Source organism: Azonexus sp. GW821-FHT04F04, from assembly GCF_059420025.1.
Genome location: NZ_JBWKSX010000008.1, coordinates 147,625 through 170,409, shown reverse-complemented (window position 1 = coordinate 170,409; position 22,785 = coordinate 147,625). Strand labels below are relative to the sequence as shown.

Sequence of the window (22,785 nt, the reverse complement as noted above, 5' to 3'; positions counted from 1 at the left end):
ATGCCGAACACGCTGCAAATGCCACTGCACGGCATCCGTGTGGTGGAGTTCGAGGGCATTGGACCGGGTCCGCTGGCCGCAAGGATGCTGGCCGATATGGGCGCCGAAGTGATCACGTTGACGCGTGTCGAACCGGCGCCTGCAGCCCAGCGGCTCGGTGGGGCGGTAGAAAATCCACTACGCCGCGGCAAGCAAATTGAGGTCGTCAACTTGAAGTCGCCTGAAGGAAAAGCGCGTGCGCTGGACCTAATCATTCAGGCCGATGCTCTAATCGAAGGCTATCGCCCGGGCGTGATGGAGCGCCTGGGGCTTGGCCCCGCCGATTGCGCAACGCACAATCCTAGGCTGGTCTACGGCCGGATGACGGGCTGGGGGCAGGACGGCCCGCTCGCCCAGGCCGCCGGCCACGACCTGAACTACGTCGCGCTAACGGGTCTGCTATCGCTGTCGGCCCGCAAGGGAGATGCACCGATCGTGCCCCCCACCGTGATCGGGGATGCAGCCGGAGCGCTGGGCATGGCGTTCGGCGTGGCCTGCGCGCTAGTCGATGCTCGCGCCAGTGGCCATGGCCGGGTCGTCGACGCGGCAATCGTCGATATCGTGGCCATGCTGGGCACTCTGGTGCAATGGATTCGCGCCAACGGTCAGATCGACAGTGCGCGGCCGAGTCCATTTCACGATTCACCGTTTTATGACGTGTATGCCTGCGCCGATGGCGGCTTCATCAGCCTCGCCGCCGTGGAACCTGAATTCTACGCACAGCTGCTGTCGAAATTGGGTTTAGAGGACGTGAACTCAACCGAGCAATATAACCAAGCTCAATGGCCTGCGCTGAAGGAGCGCATCGCGACCCTGATCGGCAGCCAATCTCGAGCGCACTGGTGCGATCTGATCGAGGGCACCGACGCCTGCTTCGCGCCAGTGCTTAGCTTAGCCGAAGCTCTGCAACACCCGCACAACGCTGCGCGACGAATCTACCAGTCCACCTCCACGGGAGCTATCGACGTAGCCCCAGCCCCGCGGTTCCAAGCACTCAATACAACAATCTAGGAGACAAACAAATGACAGATATCGCCCAACCTGTACGCGGTTGCCCCTCTACCATGGGTGACGCGCGCCAACTCAATACTACGACGCTGATCCGGCACGCCGCGCGCACCCACTCGGACCAGGAAATCGTCTACCGCACACAAGATGGCGGCTGGGGCCGTTACACGTATGCCGACTGCTACACACGCGTCTGTCGAAGCGCCAATGCGCTGCGTGCGCTGGGTGTGGCGCCGGGCGACCGCGTCGGTATCCTGGATTGGAACAGTCGGCGTCACTTCGAGCTGTACTGGGCCATCCCGGGCCTGGGTGCGGTGATGCTGCAGATGAACCTGCGACTGGGCCATGAGGATCTCGGCTACGTGGTCGGTCATAGCAATGTCTCCTACGTTTGCGTGGACGAATCATTGCTTTCCGTTGCCGAGTCTATTGCCGCGAATGCGCCGCAGATTAAGGGCTGGATCGTTATGACCGACAAGCCGCTGAATCAAATCAAGACGACGCTCACCCCTCTGCTGCACTACGAAGACCTGCTGGCAGCAGCCGACGCGAAGATAGACTGGCCGGAGATTGAAGAACACTCGGCCTACAGCGCCTGCTATACCACCGGCACCACCGGCAGACCCAAGGGTGTGTACTACTCACATCGTGCCATCTACCTGCACTCTACGGTCATGGCAACCAACCTGGGCATGACGTTGGACGATTGCACTATGCTCATCACGCCAATGTTCCACGGCCAGAGCTGGGGTCTGCCGCAGGCTGCCACCATGTTGGCCAACAAAATCGTTCTTCCAGGCCGCTATGTCGCCGAGGACACCCGGCCGCTGACCGACGTAATGATCGCCGAGGGCGTAACTATCACCAATGGCGCGCCGGCCATCTTCCTGCCTATGCTGCAGTACATCGAAACACTACCCGACAAGCCGGACTTCAGCCGCTTGCGTATGCTCTCCGGCGCTACCGAACCGCCGCTTTCGATGATGATCGGTTTCCATGAGCTCACTGGTGCCGAGGTGGTGCACGCCTACGGTGCTACCGAGACTACGCCGCTGGTAGCGGTCAACCGCCTTAAGCCTACGCTGAAGAAGAGTCTTTCCAAAGATCAACAGTGGGATCTGAAGCGCAAGCAGGGTTTGATCGTGACCGGAGTGGATATCCGCATCGTTGACTTGGATGGAAAGGAGTTGCCGCACGACGGCAGCTCAGCGGGAGAAATTTTGCTGCGCGGTCCCTGGATTACCGCCGCCTACCACGACATGCCTGATTCGGCGGACCGGTTCCTGGATGGTTGGTGGCGGTCCGGCGACATCGGCACACTGGACGAGAACGGTTACCTCAAGGTCACCGACCGTTTGAAGGACGTGATTAAGAGCGGTGGTGAATGGATCTCGTCCATCGACATGGAGAACCTACTCATGGGTCATCCAGCTGTGCGCGAAGCTGCGGTAGTTGGGATTCCGCACGCAAAGTGGCAGGAACGGCCGCTGGCCTTGGTTGTATTGAAACCCGGCCAAGAGGTCACTCAGGAACAACTCTATGCCCGCTTGAGCAGCGCCTTTGCCAAGTGGCAGTTGCCCGATCAGATCTTGTTCGTCGAAGACATTCCCAAGACCAGTGTCGGCAAGCTCGACAAGAAACGCATACGTGTCGAGCAAGCAGAGCGCTACGCCGAGTAACACAAGATTCATCTAAGGAGAACAGCATGAATAACAATGAACCAGTCATCGTCGGCGCGGTGCGCACCCCGGTGGGGAAGCGCGGCGGATGCCTACAGAAATGGCACCCCGTTGATCTGCTTGGCGAGACGATGCGTCAACTAGTCGAGCGCACAGGAATTGATCCTCTCGACCTAGACGATGTGATCGTAGGCTGTGTGTTGCAATGGGACCAGCAGCACGGAAACCTGGGTCGGCACGCCGTATTGGCGGCTGGCTTGCCCGAATCCGTCCCGGCTGTGACGATAGATCGGCAATGCGGGTCTGGCCAGCAGGCGGTGAGTTTTGCTGCGCATGGCATTCAGGCGGGAGCCTACAAGCTGGTTATTGGTGCCGGGGTGGAGTCGATGTCGCAGGCACCGATGCCGCCATCGTTCAAGCTCGGTGCGCCACTTGGGGCGCAGTACAGCCCGCGTGAGTTGGCGCGGTACCAAGATCCTCCGCTACTGCCGCAAGGCGCCTCTTCGGAGTTAATGAATAAGCGCTTCGGTCTTACGCGTGAGGCTCTGGATGCCTTTGCTGTGCGTAGCCATCAGCGGGCCACTGAGGCCATACAGGCCGGCCGCTTCAATGATCAACTGGTGCGGCTTACCATGGACCCATTGGATCCGGACAGCCCCGTCGTTGCCGCCGACGAAGGCGTGCGTGCGGATCCCAACCCCGGGAAGATGGCTGCGCTCAAGCCCGTCTTTTCCGAAGACGGTGCTACCACTGCCGCCAACTCGTCGCAGATCAGCGACGGTGCCGCAGCACTGCTGATCGCCAGCCGTGCGTATGCCGAGCAGCACGGTCTGAAGCCCCGCGCGCGCTTTGTCAGTACCGCCGTGGCGGCTGCCGATCCGGTGATCCAGTTCACCGCCGTCCTCGACGCCACCCGCAAGGCGCTTCAGGAATCGGGCCTGACCCTCGACGACATTGATCTGTTCGAAGTCAACGAGGCGTTCGGCGGCGTTCCGCTCATGTTTCAGCAGGAATTCGGAATCCCAGACGAGCGCCTTAACGTCAATGGCGGCTCGGTAGCGATCGGCCATCCGCTAGGTTCCACCGGCGCGCGCATGCTCACCGACTTGCTATGCGAGCTCGAACGTCGAGGTGGCCGCTATGGCCTTCAGACCATCTGCGAGGCATCGGGTACGGCCAATACCACCATCATCGAACGACTGGGATGAGCGAGAAAGCTATGCACGAAGAGAGTGAAGTGCTCGTCAGCCGCGAAGGTGCCATCGTCACCTTGACCATCAACCGCCCACGCGCAAAAAACAGCCTGAACCGAGCCGTCTTCGATGGCTTACGTGCCCAACTGGCGCAACTACGTCACGACGATGCAGTGCGCGCAGTCATCGTGACCGGCACCGAGGGCGTGTTCTGCGCCGGCGCCGACATCACGGCCTTTGAAGCTATCCGCGCTGAATCGTTGTTGGGCGAACGTGCGGCGGCAGGTGGCGGCTTCTGGTCGGAATTGGGGAGCTTTCCCAAACCCGTAATTGCGGCAGTGGAAAGGCTAGCGCTGGGTGGCGGCATGGAACTGGCACTGGCCTGCGACATCGTGATTGCAGGCGAGTCGACCAAGTTCGGCTTGCCTGAAGTAAAGCTGGGCGCTATCCCCGGTGCCGGGGGCACACAGCACCTGATCCGAGCTATCGGCAAATCTAAGGCAATGGTGATGCTGTTGGCCGGCGACTTCATCGATGCTCGTAAGGCTTGCGATGCAGGCATCGTCGCCGAAGTGACGGCAGACGGTCAGGCTCTGGTGGCTGCCTTGGCGATGGCCGACCGGATTGCAGCAAATTCGCCGCTGGCGGTGGCGCTGGCGAAAGATGCAGCTCTGTGCAGCTTCGAGACCCCGCTCGCGAGCGGACTAGAGCACGAGAAGCGCAACTTCTTTGTCGCCATGCGTTCGGCCGACAACCATGAAGGGCAGGAGGCGTTCTTGAGCAAGCGCGCTCCGAAGTTCACTGGCCAGTAAGGGCCACCAATCCTCAATAAAGGAAAAGCCATGCAATTAAATTCCGACATCGCCGCGATCATTACTGGCGGGGCTTCTGGCCTAGGCGCCGCCACGGCCCGGCGCCTGGCCAGTCGTGGTGTCAAGGTCGCCATCTTCGACATGAATGAAGAAGCCGGCCAAACGCTGGCGCTTGAACTAGGCGGCGTCTACTGCAACGTGGATGTGACATCCGACGAGCAGGTGGACGAGGCCTTTGCCAAGGCCCGTGCTAGCGTTGGGCAGGAACGTATTCTGGTCAACTGCGCTGGTACTGCCGATGCAGTCAAGACTGCCAGCCGCGACAAGAACACAGGTGAAATCCGCCAGTGTGCGGCGGATCGCTTCAATCGCATTATTCAGATCAACCTGGTGGGCACCTTCCGCTGCATCGCCAAGTCGGTAGCAGGCATGTTGACGCTCGCACCGTTAGCCGATGGCGACCGCGGTATTGTCGTCAACACCGCTTCGGCAGCCGCACAGGACGGTCAGGTCGGCCAGGCTAGTTATGCTGCTAGCAAGGCTGCCATCGTGGGCATGGCATTGCCGATCTCGCGCGATCTCATGGACGAAGGAATTCGTGTCAATACGATCATGCCGGGCTTGTTCGGTACGCCGTTGCTGCAGGGGTTGCCAGACAACGTCAAGCAGGCCTTGGCGGCTACCGTGCCCTTTCCCAAGCGTTTGGGCGATCCCGATGAATTTGCGCAGGCCGTCGAGTTTCTTGCAACTTGCGGCTACATGAATGCCGAGGCCATCCGGGTGGATGGCGCTATCCGCATGGCACCGCGCTGAATGGTGCGCAGCTTCTTCAAGAGGCTGCGTTACCTAAGTGATGTCGCGGCGACAGCCGCGCCAAGAACTTCACACTGCACAAGCTGAATCAGCGGGTGAAGCAAATCGACGTGAGCATCGAATGGTACGAACGATAAGGGCGTGCCATCTGAGAACACGTCTAGTTAAAGCGATCGCCGGTTCTTGACATCGCTGCAAACCGTCTAAGTCATGAGCAACATGGAGGAAGACCATTGAAAAAATCTAGCAAAAATCTGCTGAATCGACGCGTTGTTGTATGTGCTGTATCCGCCACATTTGGGCTTACCGCGATGGCGTCAGCGTCAGCTGAAACTGAGGTAGAAGATCTTAAGCGTGAGTTGGCAGCACAACGCCAACTAATCGACAAATTGTTGGCGGGACAGGAATCGCAAAAGCAGATTAACTCAAAAGTGGAGTCGCAGGTAGCTGCTGCTGGTAAGCCCTCGTCTATGGTGACGGCAAGCGGCGTTACTTTCGGATTCTACGGGATCGCTGATGTGAACGTCACAAGCATGAACAGTGGGTTCGGGAGCAAGGTTACGTACGGTTCAGGCGGCTTTTCATCGTCGCGTCTAGGCTTCACCATTAGTAAGCCAATCAATGACGACCTGAAGGCAGTTGCTCTGGGTGAAGCTGGACTTCTCTATGACACTGGGACTGCAGGCAATGCATCTGTGACGAATGGCATAAACAATACCTCTCCTTCGTCCGGTGGCCAGGCTGGCACTGGACCGCAGCTTTTCTCTCGTCAGATGTACGCAGGTCTCAGCGGAAACTTTGGTACAGCCACAATCGGCCGCCAATACACGGGGTCGTACCTTGCAGCTGTTGCAACCGGTGCGGCAAAGGGGGATGGCCTTTTCGGCTATTCGGGCTCCATTACGCCTCTAATTGGAGGCATGCCGACTCGCTTGAACAACTCGATTGTTTACATTACTCCGAAGGTCAAAGGTTTCTATGGATACTTCACCGGAACCTCGGGCAGCGAGAATAACGTCAATGCGCCGACTGCAGTGGGTACCGCTACCACGACAGACAAGGCGGGCAGGGGCTATGATCTGGGGATTTTTTACACAAATAACGCATTTAACGCAGCGCTGACCACTTGGAATCTGAATAACGCTTCATGGGCGAGCGCAGGCGAATCCGGTTTGGCAAACAAGACCGGGTGGCAATTTGCAGCCAACTATGACTTTGGTGTCATACGATTGTATGGAAACGTGGTTTCTGGAACGATCTCTGGCGGCAACTATGAAAATGTATCAAAAACACTCTCCAGCGCTCATGCGGGGAGTCTGAGCTTCCTCATCCCTTTCGGAAAGCACAACTTCTCAGCAACTTATACCAAGCTAGTCGACGAGTCTATTCTCAACAAGAGTGCGAATCTCGTTGGCGTGAGCTATTGGTACGACCTTCTCAAGGACGCAAAGCTGTATGTGTCATATGGGAAGATGCAGAACAACGCGAATGCAACGTATAGCCTCGCTGACGGCGGCAACTTAGTCGGAAATGTAACGAAGCCGGGCTTTGACCCCTCAGGAGTTGTTGCTGGCGTGAACTTCGCGTTCTAACAACCATTGAAAAATCGGCGCGCCACAGGGTATTAGCCAGTCAGCATGCTAATACCTGCGCCGATCGTGGCGACTCCGGTGGCGATGGCAGGTAACTGTGATAGTTGCGGCTAGTTTGTCTTCGAGATAATCAAGGAGATTAAATTGAAAGTTTTAGTCCCTGTGAAAAGGGTTGTGGATTACAACGTCAAAGTTCAGGTGAAAAGCGATGGCTCTGGTGTGAATCTAGCCAACGTAAAGATGTCCATGAATCCCTTCGACGAAATCGCCGTTGAGGAAGCGGTACGCCTGAAGGAAGCAGGCATAGCGACAGAAGTGATCGCTGTCTCCTGCGGCGTACCCTCCAGCCAGGAGACGCTGCGCACGGCGCTGGCAATCGGCGCCGACCGTGCGATTCTGGTCGAGTCCGATGCCGATCTGCAGCCGCTGGCCGTCGCCAAGCTGCTGAAGGCGCTCTGCGATAAAGAAGGTCCGCAACTGGTGATCTGCGGTAAGCAAGCGATCGACGACGATTCCAACCAGACCGGCCAGATGCTCGCCGCCTTGGCCGGCTGGCCGCAGGCGACATTCGCCTCCAAGGTCGTCATAGCCGACGGCAAGGCCACCGTAACCCGCGAAATCGACGGCGGCTTGGAAACCCTGGCGATCAGCCTGCCGGCTGTGGTCACCACCGATCTGCGCTTGAACGAGCCGCGCTACGCGACCCTACCCAACATTATGAAGGCCAAGAAGAAACCGTTCGACACTGTCAAGCCGGCCGACCTCGGCGTCGACGTGGGCCCGCGGCTGATCACGCTGAAGGTCGTCGAACCGGCCAAGCGCTTGGCCGGCGTCCTGGTCGCCGATGTCGCCGAACTGGTAAACAAACTTAAGACTGAAGCGAAGGTGATCTAAATGACTATCCTCGTCATCGCCGAACACGATCACGGCAGCCTCAAGGCCGCCACCCTCAACACCGTCGCTGCCGCGCAGAAGATCGGTGGCGAAATCCACCTGCTGGTCGCCGGAAGTGCCTGCTCGGCAGCCGCCCAGCAAGCCGCGACGCTGCAAGGCGTGGCTAAGGTCAAGGTGGTCGACGCCGGACACTACGTTGGCCAGACTGCTGAGAACCTCACTGCTCTGGTTGTCGACTTGGTGAAAAATGCGGCTACCGGCTACTGCCATGTGCTGGCCCCGGCCACCACCTTCGGCAAGAACCTGTTGCCGCGGGTAGCAGCGTTACTCGATGTCGCACAGATTTCCGAGATCGTCGGCGTCGAAGCGGCCGACACCTTCGTCCGGCCGATCTACGCTGGCAATGCGCTGGCTACGGTCCAGAGCATCGACCCTGTCAAGGTCATCACCGTGCGCACGACCGCCTTCGACGCGGTGGACGCCGGCAACAACGCCGAAATCGAGACGAACGTCGCAGCGGCCGACACTGCCCAGTGCGCGCTGATTAACCGTGAACTCACCAAGTCCGCCCGTCCCGAACTCGGCGCCGCCAAGATCATCGTTTCTGGCGGCCGCGGCCTGGGGAGTGGCGAGGCCTATCACCAGCTGTTGGATCCGCTTGCTGACAAGCTCGGGGCCGCGCTTGGCGCCAGCCGCGCCGCGGTCGATGCCGGCTTCGTGCCCAACGATTACCAGGTCGGCCAGACCGGCAAGGTTGTTGCGCCTCAGCTCTACATCGCGGTCGGTATTTCGGGCGCGATCCAGCACTTGGCAGGGATGAAGGATTCGAAGGTGATCGTCGCGATCAACAAGGATCCCGATGCGCCGATCTTCCAGGTTGCCGACTACGGCCTGGTCGGCGATCTATTTGAGGCAGTGCCGCAGCTGGCTGTGGCCCTATCGTGATTTTCTGTTCGTATGCGGGCCATAGTTGAGTTTGCTATGCGCCCCTGGACGTGATGTAGGGTTAAACAGGAAGACTTCCTCTCAAATTCTGCTGGTCAGTAAATCCGCAGATAAATCGAGGAAGATCAGATTGGGATTAAGGTTCGTCGATATTCACGAGGTTTAGAAATGATGATTAATACAATCAAAGATAAGGCTTTTGTTTCCCGGAAAACGATTCATGTGCGAGAGATAACTTGCGTAGCCTACCAGCGTACTGATGGCCTTATAGATATAGAGGGAACGCTGGTGGATACCAAGCCCGAAGGGATATTTCTTCAGGAGCGTGGTGGCATTGGACCTGATGAACCGGTACATGAAATGACGTTGAGATTAACTGTCGACCGGGGTTTGCAGATTCACGATGTCGTGGCGGAAACGGTTCATAGCCCATTTTCCATTTGCGGTGCAATCACTGAACACTACAAATTACTACTGATCGGCCAGCAGATAGGCCCAGGTTTCATTAAGAGCGCAAAACGTAATTTTCGCGGAACGTCAGGGTGTACTCACTTGACTGAATTGTTGCCGTCAATTTCAACCACCGCGTTTCAAGCACTCTGGGGCGAGCCTGCGAACGTTGATGGGAGTGAACTACGTGCAGATGAGAGCAGCAAATTGCCCTTCGATGGTTGTCATGCGTTGCGCTCAGACGGTGTTATTGTGAAAATGTATTATCCAGAAGCATATTCTAATGAACAGGCTGAATCACACGACCCCGCTTGATGGCGACTTCAATAGTGTCCAATACGCTTGATGGTGGGTACTGTGGGTACGTATACCCCTTGGTCAGGATTGCCAGGTGCTTACTGTGACAACTGTGACGCTGCACTGAGTCTGAACGGAGCGAAATTAAGAAGTCTGCACCGAGCGATGACTCGGGGAACGTCTGCGGGAAGTAGACCTGTGCGGTAATCAACCAAATAGAGTGACCAGCATGGTATTGAAAACCAGTAAGCCAGATCGTCCAGAACTAGCCATCGGACGGGTCTTGCCGAGATGTGCCAAAGGGTCTCATTAGCCCCAAGCCATTGAAGAATTTCGATCTCCCTGCACCGATTGTGATCATCGGGATCACGGGAGATGAATGGGGTGACGCCAATAATGCGTTCCGCGAGGTCTTCACCGCCACCGGCAGTGACCAAATAACGCAACTCGGCGAGATTCCGCGTTGTGCGCCATGAACTGGAAATAACAACCTTCACGTTGGGGCATGCGCGCAAAATCTGCCACAGTAGCGGGGTGGCACTAAACAACTCTTCCGGACGTGGTTGTAACGGGTGTAACTGACACATTGCATACTGATCCAGACTCGCGGCTCAAAGACAGCTTTTCGAACAACGGTCGCTCGAAAGTTACTCACGATAACTGACGTTATCGTGAAAAACAGCCAGAGATGTTGGGCATCAGCCAATACAGTTTTGGGAGTGTCCGGGCTTCTGTGTAAACCAGCCGTTGCTCGCCTCAGTGGTGACCGGCGGCTAAGGCCGAACACCGGCAGTTGAAACGCTTCGCTGCCGCTCAAAAAAAGAAGGCAAAACGAAACCCGAAGCGCAAATGCGCCTCGGGTTTCGTTCCTTCGTTCTCCCAGTGGATAGCAAGAAAAATGATCGAACTGGCAACGCACTGAGATCTACTCTACATCACTCCCCAGTCTCACCATTCGATTTTCCAGCTTTTCCGCCAGGCTCGGCGCAGTCGATTTCTCCGAAGCTAGGACAGGGACACCCGGCACACTATTCCCCTCCGGATAAAACTCCTCAACCACCAATTCCCCTTCGTCGTCGCTTTCCTCAAACGCACCATTGGAGAACCCCTGCCGAGCAGCCGCTTCCAGCGCAACCTGATCAAACCCGGCTTCCTGGCGATCCTCCTCCAACCGTTTCGCCTCGGCCAGTGCATCCTCAACAGAAACACCGCTACGCACCGTCAGATCGACGTAATAGATCGGTGTACCCATGCTCTGCCGAGTCGACTTCCCTCTCAGCCGCAATTCCAGCGGCAAGTACGCCAGTCGATTGCCTGAGATCGCCTGAAAGTAGGCCAGCCGCGCCGACAAGGTCCGGATGCTGTTGAACCCTGTCGTCCGAAAGACAAAATTCCCGAGCGGATCATCGTCACCGATCTGCACATTCAACCGGCCATAGGGTTTGCATGCACCGTTCTGCGCCAGCGTACAACCTTCAGGAGAAGGACAAGGCAATGACTGAACCCCCGACTCCGTCCGTCGCTTGCAGGTTTCACCATTGCCGACACAGACCGGCCGACCAGTCCTACGATCAAACAGAGCATATTCAGCCCGGAAATTCAGATCGGGATCATTGAAGAGCAAGCGGATCGGAATCGAACGAATCTTACCGCCCTGCGCTTTCCGGAATCCCTCATCAAACGGATGTGGCAGCCAGCCCTCCGCACTCTGTACCTGGCTGGTAATGGTGAACTGGTCGTCTTTCTCCGGAAGACGTTTGCCGGCTTTCTCGACGACCTTGCCAATCGATATCCGTCCGAGTACCGGCGGGGTGATAACTAGACCTTTCAACATGATTGTTCCTCTCAAATAAAAAATTCTCCCCACCGGCACCGGATGCATGTCCGGTTGCCGATGAGGAGTTGATGGGTTGGGTATTGCTACGTTTGCTTTTCGGGGGTGACTCAAGCGAGCACAAATCGCCGCGATCCTTGGCGCTGCATTCCGTAGGTTTTGAGCAAATCCGGCTGATCAGCCAGCAGCCGCGCGGTATCGAGCACCACGCTATCTTTCGCTTTCTTCCAGGTCACCTCGCCCGTGTCGAAGATGGCGCGTGATGCTTCGCCCATGGCCTGTTGCAGGGCTTGCTTCAACTTCGCTTCCAGCTTCTCGGTTTCAGCCAAGGTCTGTCGGACGCTGATCCAGTCGGCAAAGGTCGCTGACAAATTACGGTCGGTACTGAAGTCGACTACGATTCCCTTGTCCTGCGGGTAGAGGCAACGCAGCGCTTGTTCCGCCGATTCCGAACCATCGGCCGGTGGTGGCGTATCGGTTTCGACATAACGCCAGAACGCTGCTTCCAACTGAATCAGGCGAGCGATCAGCGCCTCATCCCGATGAATGCGATGGACCTCCAAATGCTGACCACCAAGAAGAACCGCCACATCCGCTGCAACCTTACCGGTCACGACCAGTTGATGCTGAACCTGCAACTGAACATATTCAGGCACACCTTCTTTCCAGAGTCGACTGCCGTTGATCCCGGCGGTTTTGCATTCGAGGATCTGAACGTCCGGTGCGCCGATGACCTCCCGGTCAATATTGGCCAACATCCAATGCAGCCGAGGATCGGGATGCTGAAGGACCGCATTGATCCGACGCACGCGATTGCCTGAACGCCTTGTGTAGTGCGCAGCCACAATCGGTTCAAGGATGTTCCCCCAGTAAGTAGGACTTTCCTCGTCGAGGGGATCTGTCTTCGGTAACAGGCCATCCCGGCCGGTTTTTTCCAGCCAGAGTTCAAGTTGGGATTTATAGGGATTGAGACCGACAGCGGCAGCAGCATCGGAACTGCCGATACCTTGCCGGCGGACATTGAGCCAATCTTCCCGAGGCAAGGCCTTGGTGCTGACCAGCCGCAATGCCGGTCGTGTCGGTGGGGTGGGTGATAGGGGGACTGAAGGTAGTGCCATGATGTTCTCCAGAATGCGGGTAGGAATGCCAGAACGGGAATCGGTTCACGATCGTCAAACGACAAAAAGCCCGGTCGGCAAACACCGAACCGGGCACTCGAGGGGGAAAGGTTGAGGAAGCGAGAAGCGAACTACGCCACCAGTTTTAATGCCGTATCCAGTGCGCGCTGCTTGATGGCGGCACCTTGACCGAACCAGGCGGAGTCAAGGCGGTACTCAGGACTGCGAGCACGACGCTCGTGATCGACGTACTCGGTGACAGCATTGAGTAATCCCCAAGCCGTTCCTTTGGCTGCTTCCAGCTCGGCACCACGACCCTGGCCGTCGTAGAGCGATTGCACCTTCAACAGCGCGCGCTCGTTGGATAGATTCGACAGGTCAGAACTGTAGGTATCGACTTCGCAGAGTACGCGGAGAAAATAGGCCATGGCCTCGTGGCTTTTGACCTTCCGTTCTGCCAGCGTTCTCATGCGATACAGGAAGCCATCCCACTGAGAGACCGCGATCCCGAGCTGTTGCTTCACCGCCTGTGCATCGAATCGGGTGTTGTGCGGTACCTTGATGGCTGAGACGGCACCATTCACGGCAATGGTCAGCGTGTTGTTGCAGACCACCCGAACCGTGGTTGGTGTCGCCGTCGTGGCCAGCGTACCGTCACAGGAAGTTGCGAGTAGCAAGTAACCCTGGACGACATCGTTACCCTTCAACGCTGATGACTGACCGGTTCGTGCCAGTGCCCAAAACTTTTTTCCACCTTTCAACACCCCGGCGGTTTCCAGTTCATAGCCTGCAACTTGTGTGAGGTCACGGTAGAACTCCAGAACCTCACTGGGCTGGACGACCTGGTAACGATTCGAGACGACCGATAGGGCATCCTGCGTGTCTGAGCGATACAGAACTTTCTGATCGGTGAAGGTTTTGATGGAACCGAGCGGACCGGCTGATTCCGCCATGAATCGGACCGGGGTTTCCAGAATCTGGAAGGACATCCCGGACTGTTCCGCCCAGACTTCGAGCGGCTGCTGCGGCATGAGTTCGTTGCCGAGGCCATGCCAGGGTGTTTCCCCGACGTACGCCATCTGTTGAACTTGGTGTGCCATTTGAGGCTCCTTGAAAGGTGAATGGGGATAACGGTAGGTCAGCGGTCGCTGAAGACGTGGCCGCAATCACCGCACTGCAGATTGCCGAGAACCTTCTCGTCGACGACATCGCCGACTTTGCCGCCGGCGATCGAACCAGCGGCACCACCGAGCAGACCTCCGAGGATCGCTCCCGCGAGACTGCCGAGCAGCATGCCGGCAGGACCACCGACGGCACCAACGGCTGCACCGGTTTGTGCACCGGACAGAGCACCACCGGCGCCGGTTGCGGCACCACCAACTGCACCGACCGTGCTGCCGATCCTTCGGGCAGTGTGCAGACGATGGATATTGGTCGAATGGCAGACGGGACAGGTATTACGCATGATTTCTTCTCCTGAAATAGAAAGAGCCCGCCACCTCTGTAGGTAGCGGGCTCTCTTTGGGTGGAAACTCGATGATTGAAGGCCAGGTTGGCCTAGTCTTCAGGTTCTATATATGCAATTCAAATCCGATCAAATGCAAAGTGATTCTGTTCTGTACGGTTAATCCGCTGACTTTTTTTGGCGCAGAGAAAAGAAGACTGAGATTTGTGTAAGCTCCATCGCTCTGTCGTGAGCATCCCTGACTCTTGACTCGTAATTCATCCCCTTATTTGCGTCGATGTCCGCGCTGTAGAGACAGCGACCGATGACACTCTTAGGAAACCTGATGTCAAATGCTTCTTGGAACAACCACAAATCCATGTAGGGCAAAACTTGCATCCGAGTCCAATTTATTAATGTCTCCGGCGTGACATCCTGTCGTTTGGCGGCAGGAAATTTCGCAAATTCTCTAGTTTTCGCCAGCCAATCTGAAAAAGCGCTTTTTAGCACCTCATCGTCATGAAGAAGATTGACTTTCAGCCCGAACTCACCAGAAAAATAAGGCATTTGCATATCTACCTGCCACACTTGATAGGATTCGACGAATCGAGCCTCTGTATCCGATTCCGGCGTAAGCTCCAATCCTTCGCCCAGCTGCACACCGAACATTCCCGCCAAAGATATTTCTGACTTCCCCTTCTCCAACTTCGATAGCTCTCTATCGAAGATGCTCCTGTAGCTTCTATCTTGGAGTTTTGTCGCCGATCGATATTCATCAATCAACACCCGGTCACTAATCGGCGCGCGATGCTGCAAGTAGGACTCACGCTCAACTAACTTATTGGACCCGACGAGAAACGGGTCAGCTCCAAACTCGTCGCGTTGGATATACCAACGCTGCATTCCATTGAAATTGCAGCTTTTCAGTTCCGGAGTTCTAGCTTGCTCTATGCCTCCGAATTTGAAATAACCATTTTTCCTAACTGGCATTGGAGCATCAATAAGAGCCAGCACTTTACTTTGGACGTGTGCCTCCCACGCGCGATTGATTACCGCCTGATCCCCCGAGGAAGCGTCCTTTGACTCACGCCAGCTGGCGATTTTTTCAACGTCCTGCCTTAACGCAACCCTGCGAGCCAACGCGGCCATCCAAAGCTCAATATCTCCGTTGAAATGATATTTAATCAGGTCAAACTCTTCAGGAATGGCCTGTTTCGCATTCTCGGAAGACATCCGATGCTTACCCATTTGAAAAATCCATAGTCACGCCATTGACTGTTTGTTTCTTACGCATTCCCTCAAGCGTAAAACTTGTCAGGAAGTCGCTCCACTTTTCCAACGCACCCCTTCGCTCGTCATAGTAGGTATGTTGATCGTAAATACCCTCAACCCCCGGCAGCTTGTGATTCAAGCACATTTCTGACACTTCACGAGGCACCCCCAGTTTTCTCAGGTGACTTTTCATCGTGCTTCGCAAGTCATGCGGCGTGAAGCGTCTTATCTTGGGTGAGTGCTGATCGATCCAGTAGTCGATAGCCTCGCGCATCGCATCTTTCGAAACCGCAGCATCACCGTCGTAGCGAGCCATGCGTGCTCTTGATCGAGCCGGCAGAACGTAATCCGAGTTGCCTGCTACGTCGATCAAGGTTTCAAACCACTCCGCAACAGCTTTCGAGAGCGGAATATCAATTGCATTCCCCGTCTTGGTTTTGGGGATGTGCCAACGTTTCTCTTCAAGGTGCACATTGGCCTTCAAGGCGTTGTTCAGTTCAGAAATGCGGACACCTGTCGCCAAGAGAATCCGGACCGAAAGCAGGTTCTCCAGGTTCATATCGGCATTCATGAGCACCGCGATTTCGTCGTCGGTGAGCATCAATCTAGTGCGCTTCTCCGGACGCTTACCAATGATCGCTTCCAGTTGAATGCCTGCACAAGGAGACGCCACGATCAGTTTTTTGCCTGCCGCGTGTTTGAAGATGCCGCGCAAGGCACACCAAAGGGTGAACAACTCAACCCAGCCAGCCTTGACCCGCTCGATTTGTGCAACGATATCTGCAGGAGCAACCGACTGAACAGACATGGCACCCATGCCGTTTTCAATGCGCTTGAGATTTCTGCCATAGCTCCGCTGGGTACTCTCGGCCAGCGTACTCAAAACCAATTCCTTGTAGTCGCGAATCAGTTCCCGAATAGTCCAATCTCGGTGACTTTTTGCCTTGCGCACTTCATCTGCCGGATTAACACCCTCAACCAAGGCAAGGCGCTTTTTAGCTGCCATCAACCGTGCAGCTGCAAGGGACAAATCCGGGTAACGACCCAGCGTGACCTCCTGGCGCCTGCCGGCATGCCTAAATCGAAGTACCCAGACGGCAGCACCAACAGACGACAAGGTAAAGGTCAGTCCTCCGCCATCAGACTTTGCAATCGGAGCGCCTGCGCGTATCCATTTGCGAATCTGGATATCGGTCAGAAGGTTGGTTTGAATCTTGGCCAAGGTGGCTCCTCGAAATGCCTGGGTAGCTACCGCTCCAGCTACCCATCTAGCTACCCAAAAGTTGATAGCTTCGATTATACGAGGATCACCTCAGATCAACAGCACAAACAAAAAAACATTGATTATTAACGATAACTTCTACAAACGATGATCGCGGATCAACGAAAATCACGCTACATCAAAACAATGTCGTACTGCTCGGGCGAATAACTGGGTTCGGATTGCAGGGAAACGGATTTGCCGATGAAGTCGGAGAGCATGGCCAGGGCCTGAGACTCTTCGTCGAGGAAGAGGTTGACCACGGCTGGGCCGGCCAGGATGCGGTATTCGCGGGCGTTGAACTGGCGGGCCTCGCGCAGCAGTTCGCGGAGGATTTCGTAGGCCACGGTACGCGCCGTCTTCACTTCACCACGTCCGCCGCAAGTCGGGCAAGGCTGGCAAAGGACGTGCGCAAGCGATTCGCGCGTCCGCTTGCGGGTCATTTCGACCAAGCCGAGCTGGGTGAAGCCATTGACTGTCAGCCGGGTGTGATCGCGGGCCAAGGCCTTGTTGAATTCATCGAGCACGGCCTTCTTGTGCTCCTCGTTCTCCATGTCGATGAAGTCGACAATGATGATGCCGCCGAGGTTCCTCAGGCGTAGCTGACGGGCGATGGTGACGGCCGCCTCGAGGTTGGTCTTGAAAATGGTGTCGTCGAAATTGCGCACGCCGACGAAGCCGCCGGTATTGACGTCGATGGTCGTCATCGCCTCGGTCTGATCCATGATCAGGTAGCCGCCCGACTTTAGGTCGACGCGGCGGGCCAGGGCTTTCTGGATCTCGTCCTCGACGCCGTGCAGGTCGAACAGCGGGCGCTGGCCGGTGTAGTGCTCGAGCAACGGGATCACCGCCGGCGTGTATTCCTGGGCGAAGGCAGTCAGTTTCTGAAAATTCTCCCGCGAGTCGATGACGATGCGCGTCGTGTCCGGATTGACGAAGTCACGCAGAACGCGCTGACCGAGCGACAGTTCCTGGTATAGCAGCGTGGGCGGCCCGAAGGTGCGGGCCTTTTCACGAATATCGGCCCAGGTCTTGCGCAGGTAGGCGATATCGGTGGCGAACTCTTCGTCGCTGGCATTCTCGGCCATGGTTCTGACGATGAAGCCCCCCGGCTCTTCGGCCGGCACGAGGCGATTGATCTTTTCACGCAGCGACTCGCGCTCGGCTTCGGATTCGATGCGCTGCGAGATGCCGATGTGCTTTTCCTGCGGTAAATGGACGAGCATGCGGCCGGCAATCGAAACCTGGGTCGACAGGCGGGCTCCCTTGGTGCCGATCGGGTCCTTGACGACCTGGACGAGGACACTTTGCCCTTCATGCAGAATTTTCTCGATCGGCCTTTCGGTCGCCGTTTCACGGGGTTGCCAGATGTCGGCAACATGCAGAAAAGCAGTGCGGTCCAGGCCAACCTCAATGAAGGCGGACTGCATGCCGGGCAGGATGCGGCAGACGCGTCCGAGATAAACGTTGCCAACCAGGCCGCGGCTCGCCGTGCGCTCGATGTGGAGTTCCTGGACGACCCCCTGTTGCATGACGGCAACGCGGGTTTCCTGCGGTGTGAAATTGATCAGGATTTCTTCAGACATAGTCTCTACAATGCGCGGTTTCGCTGCATTCTACTATGCCCAAAGCTCCTGAACTCCTCGCCCCCGCCGGCTCGCTCGACATGATGCGCACCGCCTTCGATTTCGGCGCCGACGCCATCTACGCCGGCCAGCCCCGCTACAGCCTGCGCGTGCGCAACAACGAGTTCGGCAGCATCGAAAAACTGGGCGACGGGATCAACGAAGCGCACGCCCGCGGCAAGCAGTTTTTCGTCGTCAGCAACATCATTCCGCACAACGCCAAGCTGCCGACCTATCTGGCCGACATGGCGCCGGTCATCGCGCTCAAGCCCGACGCCCTGATCATGTCCGACCCCGGCCTCATCGACATGGTGCGCGAAACCTGGCCGGAACAGGTCATCCACCTGTCGGTGCAAGCCAACACGGTGAATTGGGCCTCGGTTCGTTTCTGGCAAAAAATGGGCGTCCAGCGCATCATCCTGTCGCGTGAACTATCGCTCGACGAAGTCGCCGAAATCCGCCAGCGCTGCCCGGACATCGAGCTGGAAGTCTTCGTCCATGGCGCACTGTGCATCGCCTACTCGGGCCGCTGCCTGCTCTCCGGCTACTTCAATCACCGCGATCCGAATCAGGGCAGCTGCACCAATTCCTGCCGCTGGGATTACAAACTGAGTACTTCCGATGGCAGTTCCCACGGTCAACCGGAAAAATTGGCCAAAAATGAAATCGAGTACCTGCTCGAAGAAAAGCAGCGTCCGGGCGAACTCATGCCGATCGAGGAAGACGAGCACGGCACCTACATCCTGAACTCCAAGGATCTGCGCGCCATCGAGCATGTGCACCGTTTGGTCGAAATCGGCGTCGATTCGCTGAAGATCGAAGGTCGCACCAAGAGCCCGTATTACGTCGCGCGCACCAGCCAGGCTTACCGCCAGGCCATCGACGACGCCGTCGCCGGCAAGCCGCTCGACCCTGCCCTGCTCCGCGAGCTCGAAGGTCTGGCCAACCGTGGCTACACCGATGGTTTCCTGCAGCGTCATCACGATGCCGAGTACCAGAACTACCTGCGCGGCAGCTCCGAATCGGATCGCAGCCTCTACGTCGGCGATGCCGTCGCTTTCGATACCGCCCGCGGCCTCATGGAAATCGAGGTCAAAAACCGATTCTCCGTTGGCGACCGTCTGGAATGTGTGCATCCCTCGGGCAACCATGTCCTGACGCTGACCCGCATGGAAAACCGGAAAGGTGAATCGGTCAGTGTCGCCCCCGGCAGCGGCCATCGGGTGTGGATTAATTTACCCATCATGTACACCAATTCGTTCGTCGCGCGTTTTGTGTAATTAGACCTTACAAAACAAACGGGGTTAAGTATTGTGCACTGCAACAATCAGTGTACACTCAAGGCCATGAGCAAAGTTTCCAACCGCATGCCGCTGATCGACGCCCTCAAGGCAGTCGCAGCGCTCCTCGTCCTGCTCAACCATTTCTCGTCTTACGGCCCGCTCGCTGCGGCGGCCCGCGAAACCTTGCCAGGACTTTTTGGCTGGTTCTTTGAATACGGCCGCATGGCCGTTCAGGTCTTCCTGGTCATCGCCGGTTTTCTTGCCGCCCGCGGCCTGTCATCACAAGGCCAGGCGCTCGCCGTTTCGCCACTGCCGCTGATCTGGAAGCGCTATCTCCGGCTCGTCGTGCCTTATCTCGCCGCCATCGGCCTGGCCATCATTGCCGCCGCCGTCGCCGATCAGTGGCTGGATGACGAGGTCGTTCCCGCCCGTGCCACCTTGTCGCAATGGCTGGCCCACGCCTTCCTGCTGCATAGCCTGCTCGGCTTCGACGCCCTGTCGGCCGGCGTTTGGTACATCGCCATCGACTTCCAGCTTTTCGCGCTGATGGCCGTGCTGCTCTGGGCCGGCCGCCGCGACATCGTTGCCCCGGCCCTTGTTCTACTCACTGCCCTCGCCTCGCTGTTCTGGTTCAATCGCGATGCCAGCTGGGACAACTGGGCAATCTACTTTTTCGGTTCCTACGGCCTCGGCGCCGCTGCGTGGTGGGCTTCTGACCGCCGACAACTGTCGGCCTGGCTAGGGGTCATCGTTACCATCACCATTGCGGCGCTGGTCATCGATTTCCGGCTGCGCATCGGACTGGCCCTGGCGATCGCCCTGTTGCTTGGTTTCGGCCGCCGCTCCGGCCTCCTCGAACAATGGCCGAATGCCCGGCCGCTGGCCTTCCTCGGCCAGATCTCGTATTCGCTCTTCCTGGTGCATTTCCCGGTCCTGCTACTGGCCAACGGGCTCTATGCGAAACTTGGCCTGGAGTCCCACTCCTCGGCCATGATCGGCCTGGTTCTGGCCTGGACCGCCAGCCTGATCGCGGCGACGCTGTTCTACCACTGGGTCGAAAGCCCGACGGCCAGTCAGCGCATCACGGCCGCCATCAACGGACTGTGGATCGGTTTGCTGCAACTGGCGCAGCGCGCCGGACGACTGGCCCGCCGCGCCGTGCTCGGCCGCGCCTAACCGGCCAGTTCCGGCCGGCCGCGAAAGAACTCCAGCGCCTCCGGGTTGGCCAGGGCCTCGACATTTTTCACCGGCTGCTCATGCACCACGTTGCGCACGGCCAGTTCGACGATCTTGCCTGACTTGGTGCGCGGAATGTCCTGAACTTGGACAACCTGCGCCGGCACGTGGCGCGGCGTGGTGTTGTCGCGGATCTGTTTCTTGATGCGCTCGATGAGTGCCGTATCAAGCTGGCGGCCTTCCTGCAGCTTGACGAAGAGCACGACGCGCACGTCGTCGTTGCGGCCCGGCGGCCAGTCCTGGCCGATAACCAGCGCCTCAAGGATTTCCGGCAACTGCTCGACCTGGCGGTAGATTTCGGCCGTGCCGATGCGCACGCCGCCGGGGTTCAATGTGGCGTCGGAGCGGCCGTAGATGATCATGCCATCGTGCGCGGTGAGTTCGGAAAAATCGCCGTGGCACCAGATATTGTCGAAACGCTCGAAGTAGGCGGCGTGGTATTTCCTGCCATCGGCGTCATTCCAGAAGCCGACCGGCATGACCGGGAATGACCCCGTGCACACCAGCTCGCCTTTTTGCCCACGCACCGATTGGCCGATATCGTCGACAACATCGACCGCCATACCCAGGCCGCGGCACTGAATTTCGCCGCGATAGACGGGCAGCACGGGATTGCCGAGGACGAAGCAGGAAACGATGTCGGTGCCGCCGGAAATCGAGGCGAGCAGGATGTCCTGCTTGATTTCGCGATAGACCCAGTCGAAGCCTTCCGGCGACAGCGGGCTGCCGGTCGAGAACATGGCGCGCAGGGCTTTCAGATCGTGCGTCTTGCCGGGAGTAAGCCCTGACTTGGCGGCGGCATCGATGAACTTGGCCGAGGTGCCGAAGTGGGTCATTTTCTCGGCCGCGGCGTAGTCGAAGAGCACCGTGCCGCCAGCGGCGAATGGCGAGCCGTCGTAGAGCAGCAGCGTGGCGCCGCAGGCCAGGCCGGAAACCAGCCAGTTCCACATCATCCAGCCGCAGGTCGTGAAGTAGAACAGGCGGTCGCCGGGGCGCACGTCGCTATGCAGCTGGTGCTCTTTCAAATGCTGGAGCAGCACGCCGCCATGGCAATGGACAATGCATTTCGGCACGCCGGTCGTGCCGCTCGAGAACATGATGTAGAGCGGGTGTGCGAAGCCGACTCTTTTGAAAATTGGCTCTTTTTTCGGGTTGACCGTGGGAATGTCATTCCAGACCACGGCATGGGCGATGTTGCTCACATCCGGCGTAGCGTTGAGGTAGGGGACGACGACGACCTTGAGCAGCGACGGCATTTTGCTCACGACTTCGGCATTCTTGGCCAGGCAATCGACCGGCTTGCCGTTGTACCAGTAGCCATCGACGCAGATCAGGACTTTCGGCTCGATCTGGCCGAAGCGGTCGAGCACGCCCTGCACGCCGAAATCCGGCGAGGCGGACGACCAGATGGCGCCGAGCGCCGTCGCCGCAAGCATGGCGACCAGCGTCTCGGGCAAGTTGGGCAGGTAGCCGGCAACACGGTCACCCTCGCCGACCCCGGCATCGATGAGAAATTGCTGGAAGCGGGCGACTTCGGCGACCAGCTCGGCCCGGCTCATCCGTCGCTTGACCTTGTCCTCGCCCCAGAAAACCAGCGCCTCGCTGTCGTCGCGCTGTTGCAGCAGGTTTTCCGCATAGTTCAAAGAGGCTTCGGGAAACCATTGGGCGCCCGGCATCTTGCTGCGGTCGACAACGATTTTCGCGCCTTTTTCACCGACCGCACCGCAGAAATCCCAAAGTTCCGACCAGAAGTCCTCAGGCTGATCGACTGACCATTGCCACAGCTCGGCATAGTTGGCCTTGCCCTTGGCCTTGATCAACTGCGCCATTCGCGTTTTCCCAACGGTGTCCGGGTTGGGCGTCCACAAGGGTTGCGGATCGATCACGTAGGTCATTCTGTCTCCTCGGTCTTGTTCTGTATTGATCGGCAAAGATAGCAGGATTTGCCCGCTGGCAACTGTCATCGACCGGACACTTCAGCGCACCGATT

Annotated in this window: 20 protein-coding genes; 11 read left to right on the top strand and 9 right to left on the bottom strand. The window is 57.7% G+C overall.

The genetic code is table 11. The features are described from left to right. From AC07TV_RS16090 to AC07TV_RS16050, 9 genes are all read left to right on the top strand, one after another. The gene (locus AC07TV_RS16090) at positions 1-1,050 is read left to right on the top strand and encodes a CaiB/BaiF CoA transferase family protein (RefSeq protein ID WP_494649382.1); all 1,050 of its coding nucleotides are present in this window, start codon (positions 1-3) and stop codon (positions 1,048-1,050) included. 11 nt (positions 1,051-1,061) lie between these two features. Then, positions 1,062-2,726: a long-chain-fatty-acid--CoA ligase gene (locus AC07TV_RS16085; RefSeq protein WP_494649381.1), complete on the top strand. Its 1,665-nt coding sequence runs from the start codon at positions 1,062-1,064 to the stop codon at positions 2,724-2,726. Between the two features lie 26 nt (positions 2,727-2,752). Next, a complete protein-coding gene (locus AC07TV_RS16080; protein ID WP_494649380.1) occupies positions 2,753-3,934 on the top strand; it encodes a thiolase family protein in 1,182 nt (393 codons plus the stop codon). Continuing rightward, positions 3,931-4,731: an enoyl-CoA hydratase/isomerase family protein gene (locus AC07TV_RS16075; protein WP_494649379.1), complete on the top strand. Its 801-nt coding sequence runs from the start codon at positions 3,931-3,933 to the stop codon at positions 4,729-4,731. Before AC07TV_RS16080 ends, AC07TV_RS16075 begins: the two co-directional genes overlap by 4 nt. Positions 4,732-4,761: 30 nt before the next feature. Then, entirely contained in the window at positions 4,762-5,544 is a 783-nt protein-coding gene (locus tag AC07TV_RS16070) for an SDR family NAD(P)-dependent oxidoreductase (RefSeq protein WP_494649378.1), read from the top strand. Positions 5,545-5,777: 233 nt separating this feature from the next. Next, complete coding sequence (locus AC07TV_RS16065) at positions 5,778-7,136, top strand: porin (RefSeq protein WP_494649377.1); 1,359 nt, start codon at positions 5,778-5,780, stop codon at positions 7,134-7,136. A 144-nt stretch (positions 7,137-7,280) separates the two neighbouring features. Beyond that, positions 7,281-8,030: an electron transfer flavoprotein subunit beta/FixA family protein gene (locus AC07TV_RS16060; protein ID WP_494649376.1), complete on the top strand. Its 750-nt coding sequence runs from the start codon at positions 7,281-7,283 to the stop codon at positions 8,028-8,030. Then, positions 8,031-8,975, top strand: coding sequence for an electron transfer flavoprotein subunit alpha/FixB family protein (locus AC07TV_RS16055; RefSeq protein WP_494649375.1), 945 nt, complete (start codon positions 8,031-8,033; stop codon positions 8,973-8,975). It abuts the gene before it with no gap. Positions 8,976-9,143: 168 nt separating this feature from the next. After that, positions 9,144-9,740: a DUF2889 domain-containing protein gene (locus AC07TV_RS16050; RefSeq protein ID WP_494649374.1), complete on the top strand. Its 597-nt coding sequence runs from the start codon at positions 9,144-9,146 to the stop codon at positions 9,738-9,740. 80 nt (positions 9,741-9,820) lie between these two features. On the opposite strand, the gene AC07TV_RS16045 is transcribed toward AC07TV_RS16050, so the two are convergent. The 8 genes from AC07TV_RS16045 to rng form a co-directional block, all read right to left on the bottom strand. After that, complete coding sequence (locus AC07TV_RS16045) at positions 9,821-10,309, bottom strand: HAD domain-containing protein (RefSeq protein WP_494649373.1); 489 nt, start codon at positions 10,307-10,309, stop codon at positions 9,821-9,823. Positions 10,310-10,647: 338 nt separating this feature from the next. Further along, positions 10,648-11,556, bottom strand: a complete 909-nt coding sequence (locus tag AC07TV_RS16040) for a recombination directionality factor (RefSeq protein ID WP_494649372.1) — start codon at positions 11,554-11,556, stop codon at positions 10,648-10,650. Between the two features lie 110 nt (positions 11,557-11,666). Beyond that, entirely contained in the window at positions 11,667-12,674 is a 1,008-nt protein-coding gene (locus AC07TV_RS16035; RefSeq protein WP_494649371.1) for a YqaJ viral recombinase family nuclease, read from the bottom strand. A 131-nt stretch (positions 12,675-12,805) separates the two neighbouring features. Further along, on the bottom strand, positions 12,806-13,774 hold the full coding sequence (locus AC07TV_RS16030) for a DUF932 domain-containing protein (protein WP_494649370.1): 969 nt from the start codon (positions 13,772-13,774) through the stop codon (positions 12,806-12,808). Between the two features lie 38 nt (positions 13,775-13,812). After that, positions 13,813-14,139 (bottom strand): hypothetical protein, encoded by a 327-nt coding sequence (locus tag AC07TV_RS16025; RefSeq protein WP_494649369.1) that lies wholly within the window; start codon positions 14,137-14,139, stop codon positions 13,813-13,815. Between the two features lie 159 nt (positions 14,140-14,298). Beyond that, positions 14,299-15,366 (bottom strand): DUF6387 family protein, encoded by a 1,068-nt coding sequence (locus tag AC07TV_RS16020; protein WP_494649368.1) that lies wholly within the window; start codon positions 15,364-15,366, stop codon positions 14,299-14,301. Next, positions 15,359-16,612: a tyrosine-type recombinase/integrase gene (locus AC07TV_RS16015; RefSeq protein WP_494649367.1), complete on the bottom strand. Its 1,254-nt coding sequence runs from the start codon at positions 16,610-16,612 to the stop codon at positions 15,359-15,361. Before AC07TV_RS16015 ends, AC07TV_RS16020 begins: the two co-directional genes overlap by 8 nt. A 173-nt stretch (positions 16,613-16,785) precedes the next feature. Beyond that, a complete protein-coding gene (gene rng, locus AC07TV_RS16010) occupies positions 16,786-18,237 on the bottom strand; it encodes a ribonuclease G (RefSeq protein ID WP_494649366.1) in 1,452 nt (483 codons plus the stop codon). A 35-nt stretch (positions 18,238-18,272) separates the two neighbouring features. Here rng and trhP point away from each other — a divergent pair, with 35 nt between their 5' ends. Next, on the top strand, positions 18,273-19,556 hold the full coding sequence (trhP, locus tag AC07TV_RS16005) for a prephenate-dependent tRNA uridine(34) hydroxylase TrhP (protein ID WP_494649365.1): 1,284 nt from the start codon (positions 18,273-18,275) through the stop codon (positions 19,554-19,556). A 66-nt stretch (positions 19,557-19,622) separates the two neighbouring features. Continuing rightward, complete coding sequence (locus tag AC07TV_RS16000) at positions 19,623-20,735, top strand: acyltransferase family protein (protein ID WP_494649364.1); 1,113 nt, start codon at positions 19,623-19,625, stop codon at positions 20,733-20,735. On the opposite strand, the gene AC07TV_RS15995 is transcribed toward AC07TV_RS16000, so the two are convergent. Further along, complete coding sequence (locus tag AC07TV_RS15995) at positions 20,732-22,690, bottom strand: acetoacetate--CoA ligase (RefSeq protein WP_494649363.1); 1,959 nt, start codon at positions 22,688-22,690, stop codon at positions 20,732-20,734. The genes AC07TV_RS16000 and AC07TV_RS15995 overlap by 4 nt on opposite strands. Positions 22,691-22,785 lie beyond the last annotated feature (95 nt).

Bases quoted from the DNA above. Each gene is read 5' to 3' on its own strand.
- AC07TV_RS16090 (WP_494649382.1), top strand. From the start codon at position 1: ATGCCGAACACGCTGCAAATGCCACTGCACGGCATCCGTGTGGTGGAG.
- AC07TV_RS16085 (WP_494649381.1), top strand. From the start codon at position 1,062: ATGACAGATATCGCCCAACCTGTACGCGGTTGCCCCTCTACCATGGGT.
- AC07TV_RS16080 (WP_494649380.1), top strand. From the start codon at position 2,753: ATGAATAACAATGAACCAGTCATCGTCGGCGCGGTGCGCACCCCGGTG.
- AC07TV_RS16075 (WP_494649379.1), top strand. From the start codon at position 3,931: ATGAGCGAGAAAGCTATGCACGAAGAGAGTGAAGTGCTCGTCAGCCGC.
- AC07TV_RS16070 (WP_494649378.1), top strand. From the start codon at position 4,762: ATGCAATTAAATTCCGACATCGCCGCGATCATTACTGGCGGGGCTTCT.
- AC07TV_RS16055 (WP_494649375.1), top strand. From the start codon at position 8,031: ATGACTATCCTCGTCATCGCCGAACACGATCACGGCAGCCTCAAGGCC.
- AC07TV_RS16050 (WP_494649374.1), top strand. From the start codon at position 9,144: ATGATGATTAATACAATCAAAGATAAGGCTTTTGTTTCCCGGAAAACG.
- AC07TV_RS16045 (WP_494649373.1), bottom strand. From the start codon at position 10,309: ATGTGTCAGTTACACCCGTTACAACCACGTCCGGAAGAGTTGTTTAGT.
- AC07TV_RS16040 (WP_494649372.1), bottom strand. From the start codon at position 11,556: ATGTTGAAAGGTCTAGTTATCACCCCGCCGGTACTCGGACGGATATCG.
- AC07TV_RS16035 (WP_494649371.1), bottom strand. From the start codon at position 12,674: ATGGCACTACCTTCAGTCCCCCTATCACCCACCCCACCGACACGACCG.
- AC07TV_RS16030 (WP_494649370.1), bottom strand. From the start codon at position 13,774: ATGGCACACCAAGTTCAACAGATGGCGTACGTCGGGGAAACACCCTGG.
- AC07TV_RS16025 (WP_494649369.1), bottom strand. From the start codon at position 14,139: ATGCGTAATACCTGTCCCGTCTGCCATTCGACCAATATCCATCGTCTG.
- AC07TV_RS16020 (WP_494649368.1), bottom strand. From the start codon at position 15,366: ATGGGTAAGCATCGGATGTCTTCCGAGAATGCGAAACAGGCCATTCCT.
- rng (WP_494649366.1), bottom strand. From the start codon at position 18,237: ATGTCTGAAGAAATCCTGATCAATTTCACACCGCAGGAAACCCGCGTT.
- trhP (WP_494649365.1), top strand. From the start codon at position 18,273: ATGCCCAAAGCTCCTGAACTCCTCGCCCCCGCCGGCTCGCTCGACATG.
- AC07TV_RS16000 (WP_494649364.1), top strand. From the start codon at position 19,623: ATGAGCAAAGTTTCCAACCGCATGCCGCTGATCGACGCCCTCAAGGCA.
- AC07TV_RS15995 (WP_494649363.1), bottom strand. From the start codon at position 22,690: ATGACCTACGTGATCGATCCGCAACCCTTGTGGACGCCCAACCCGGAC.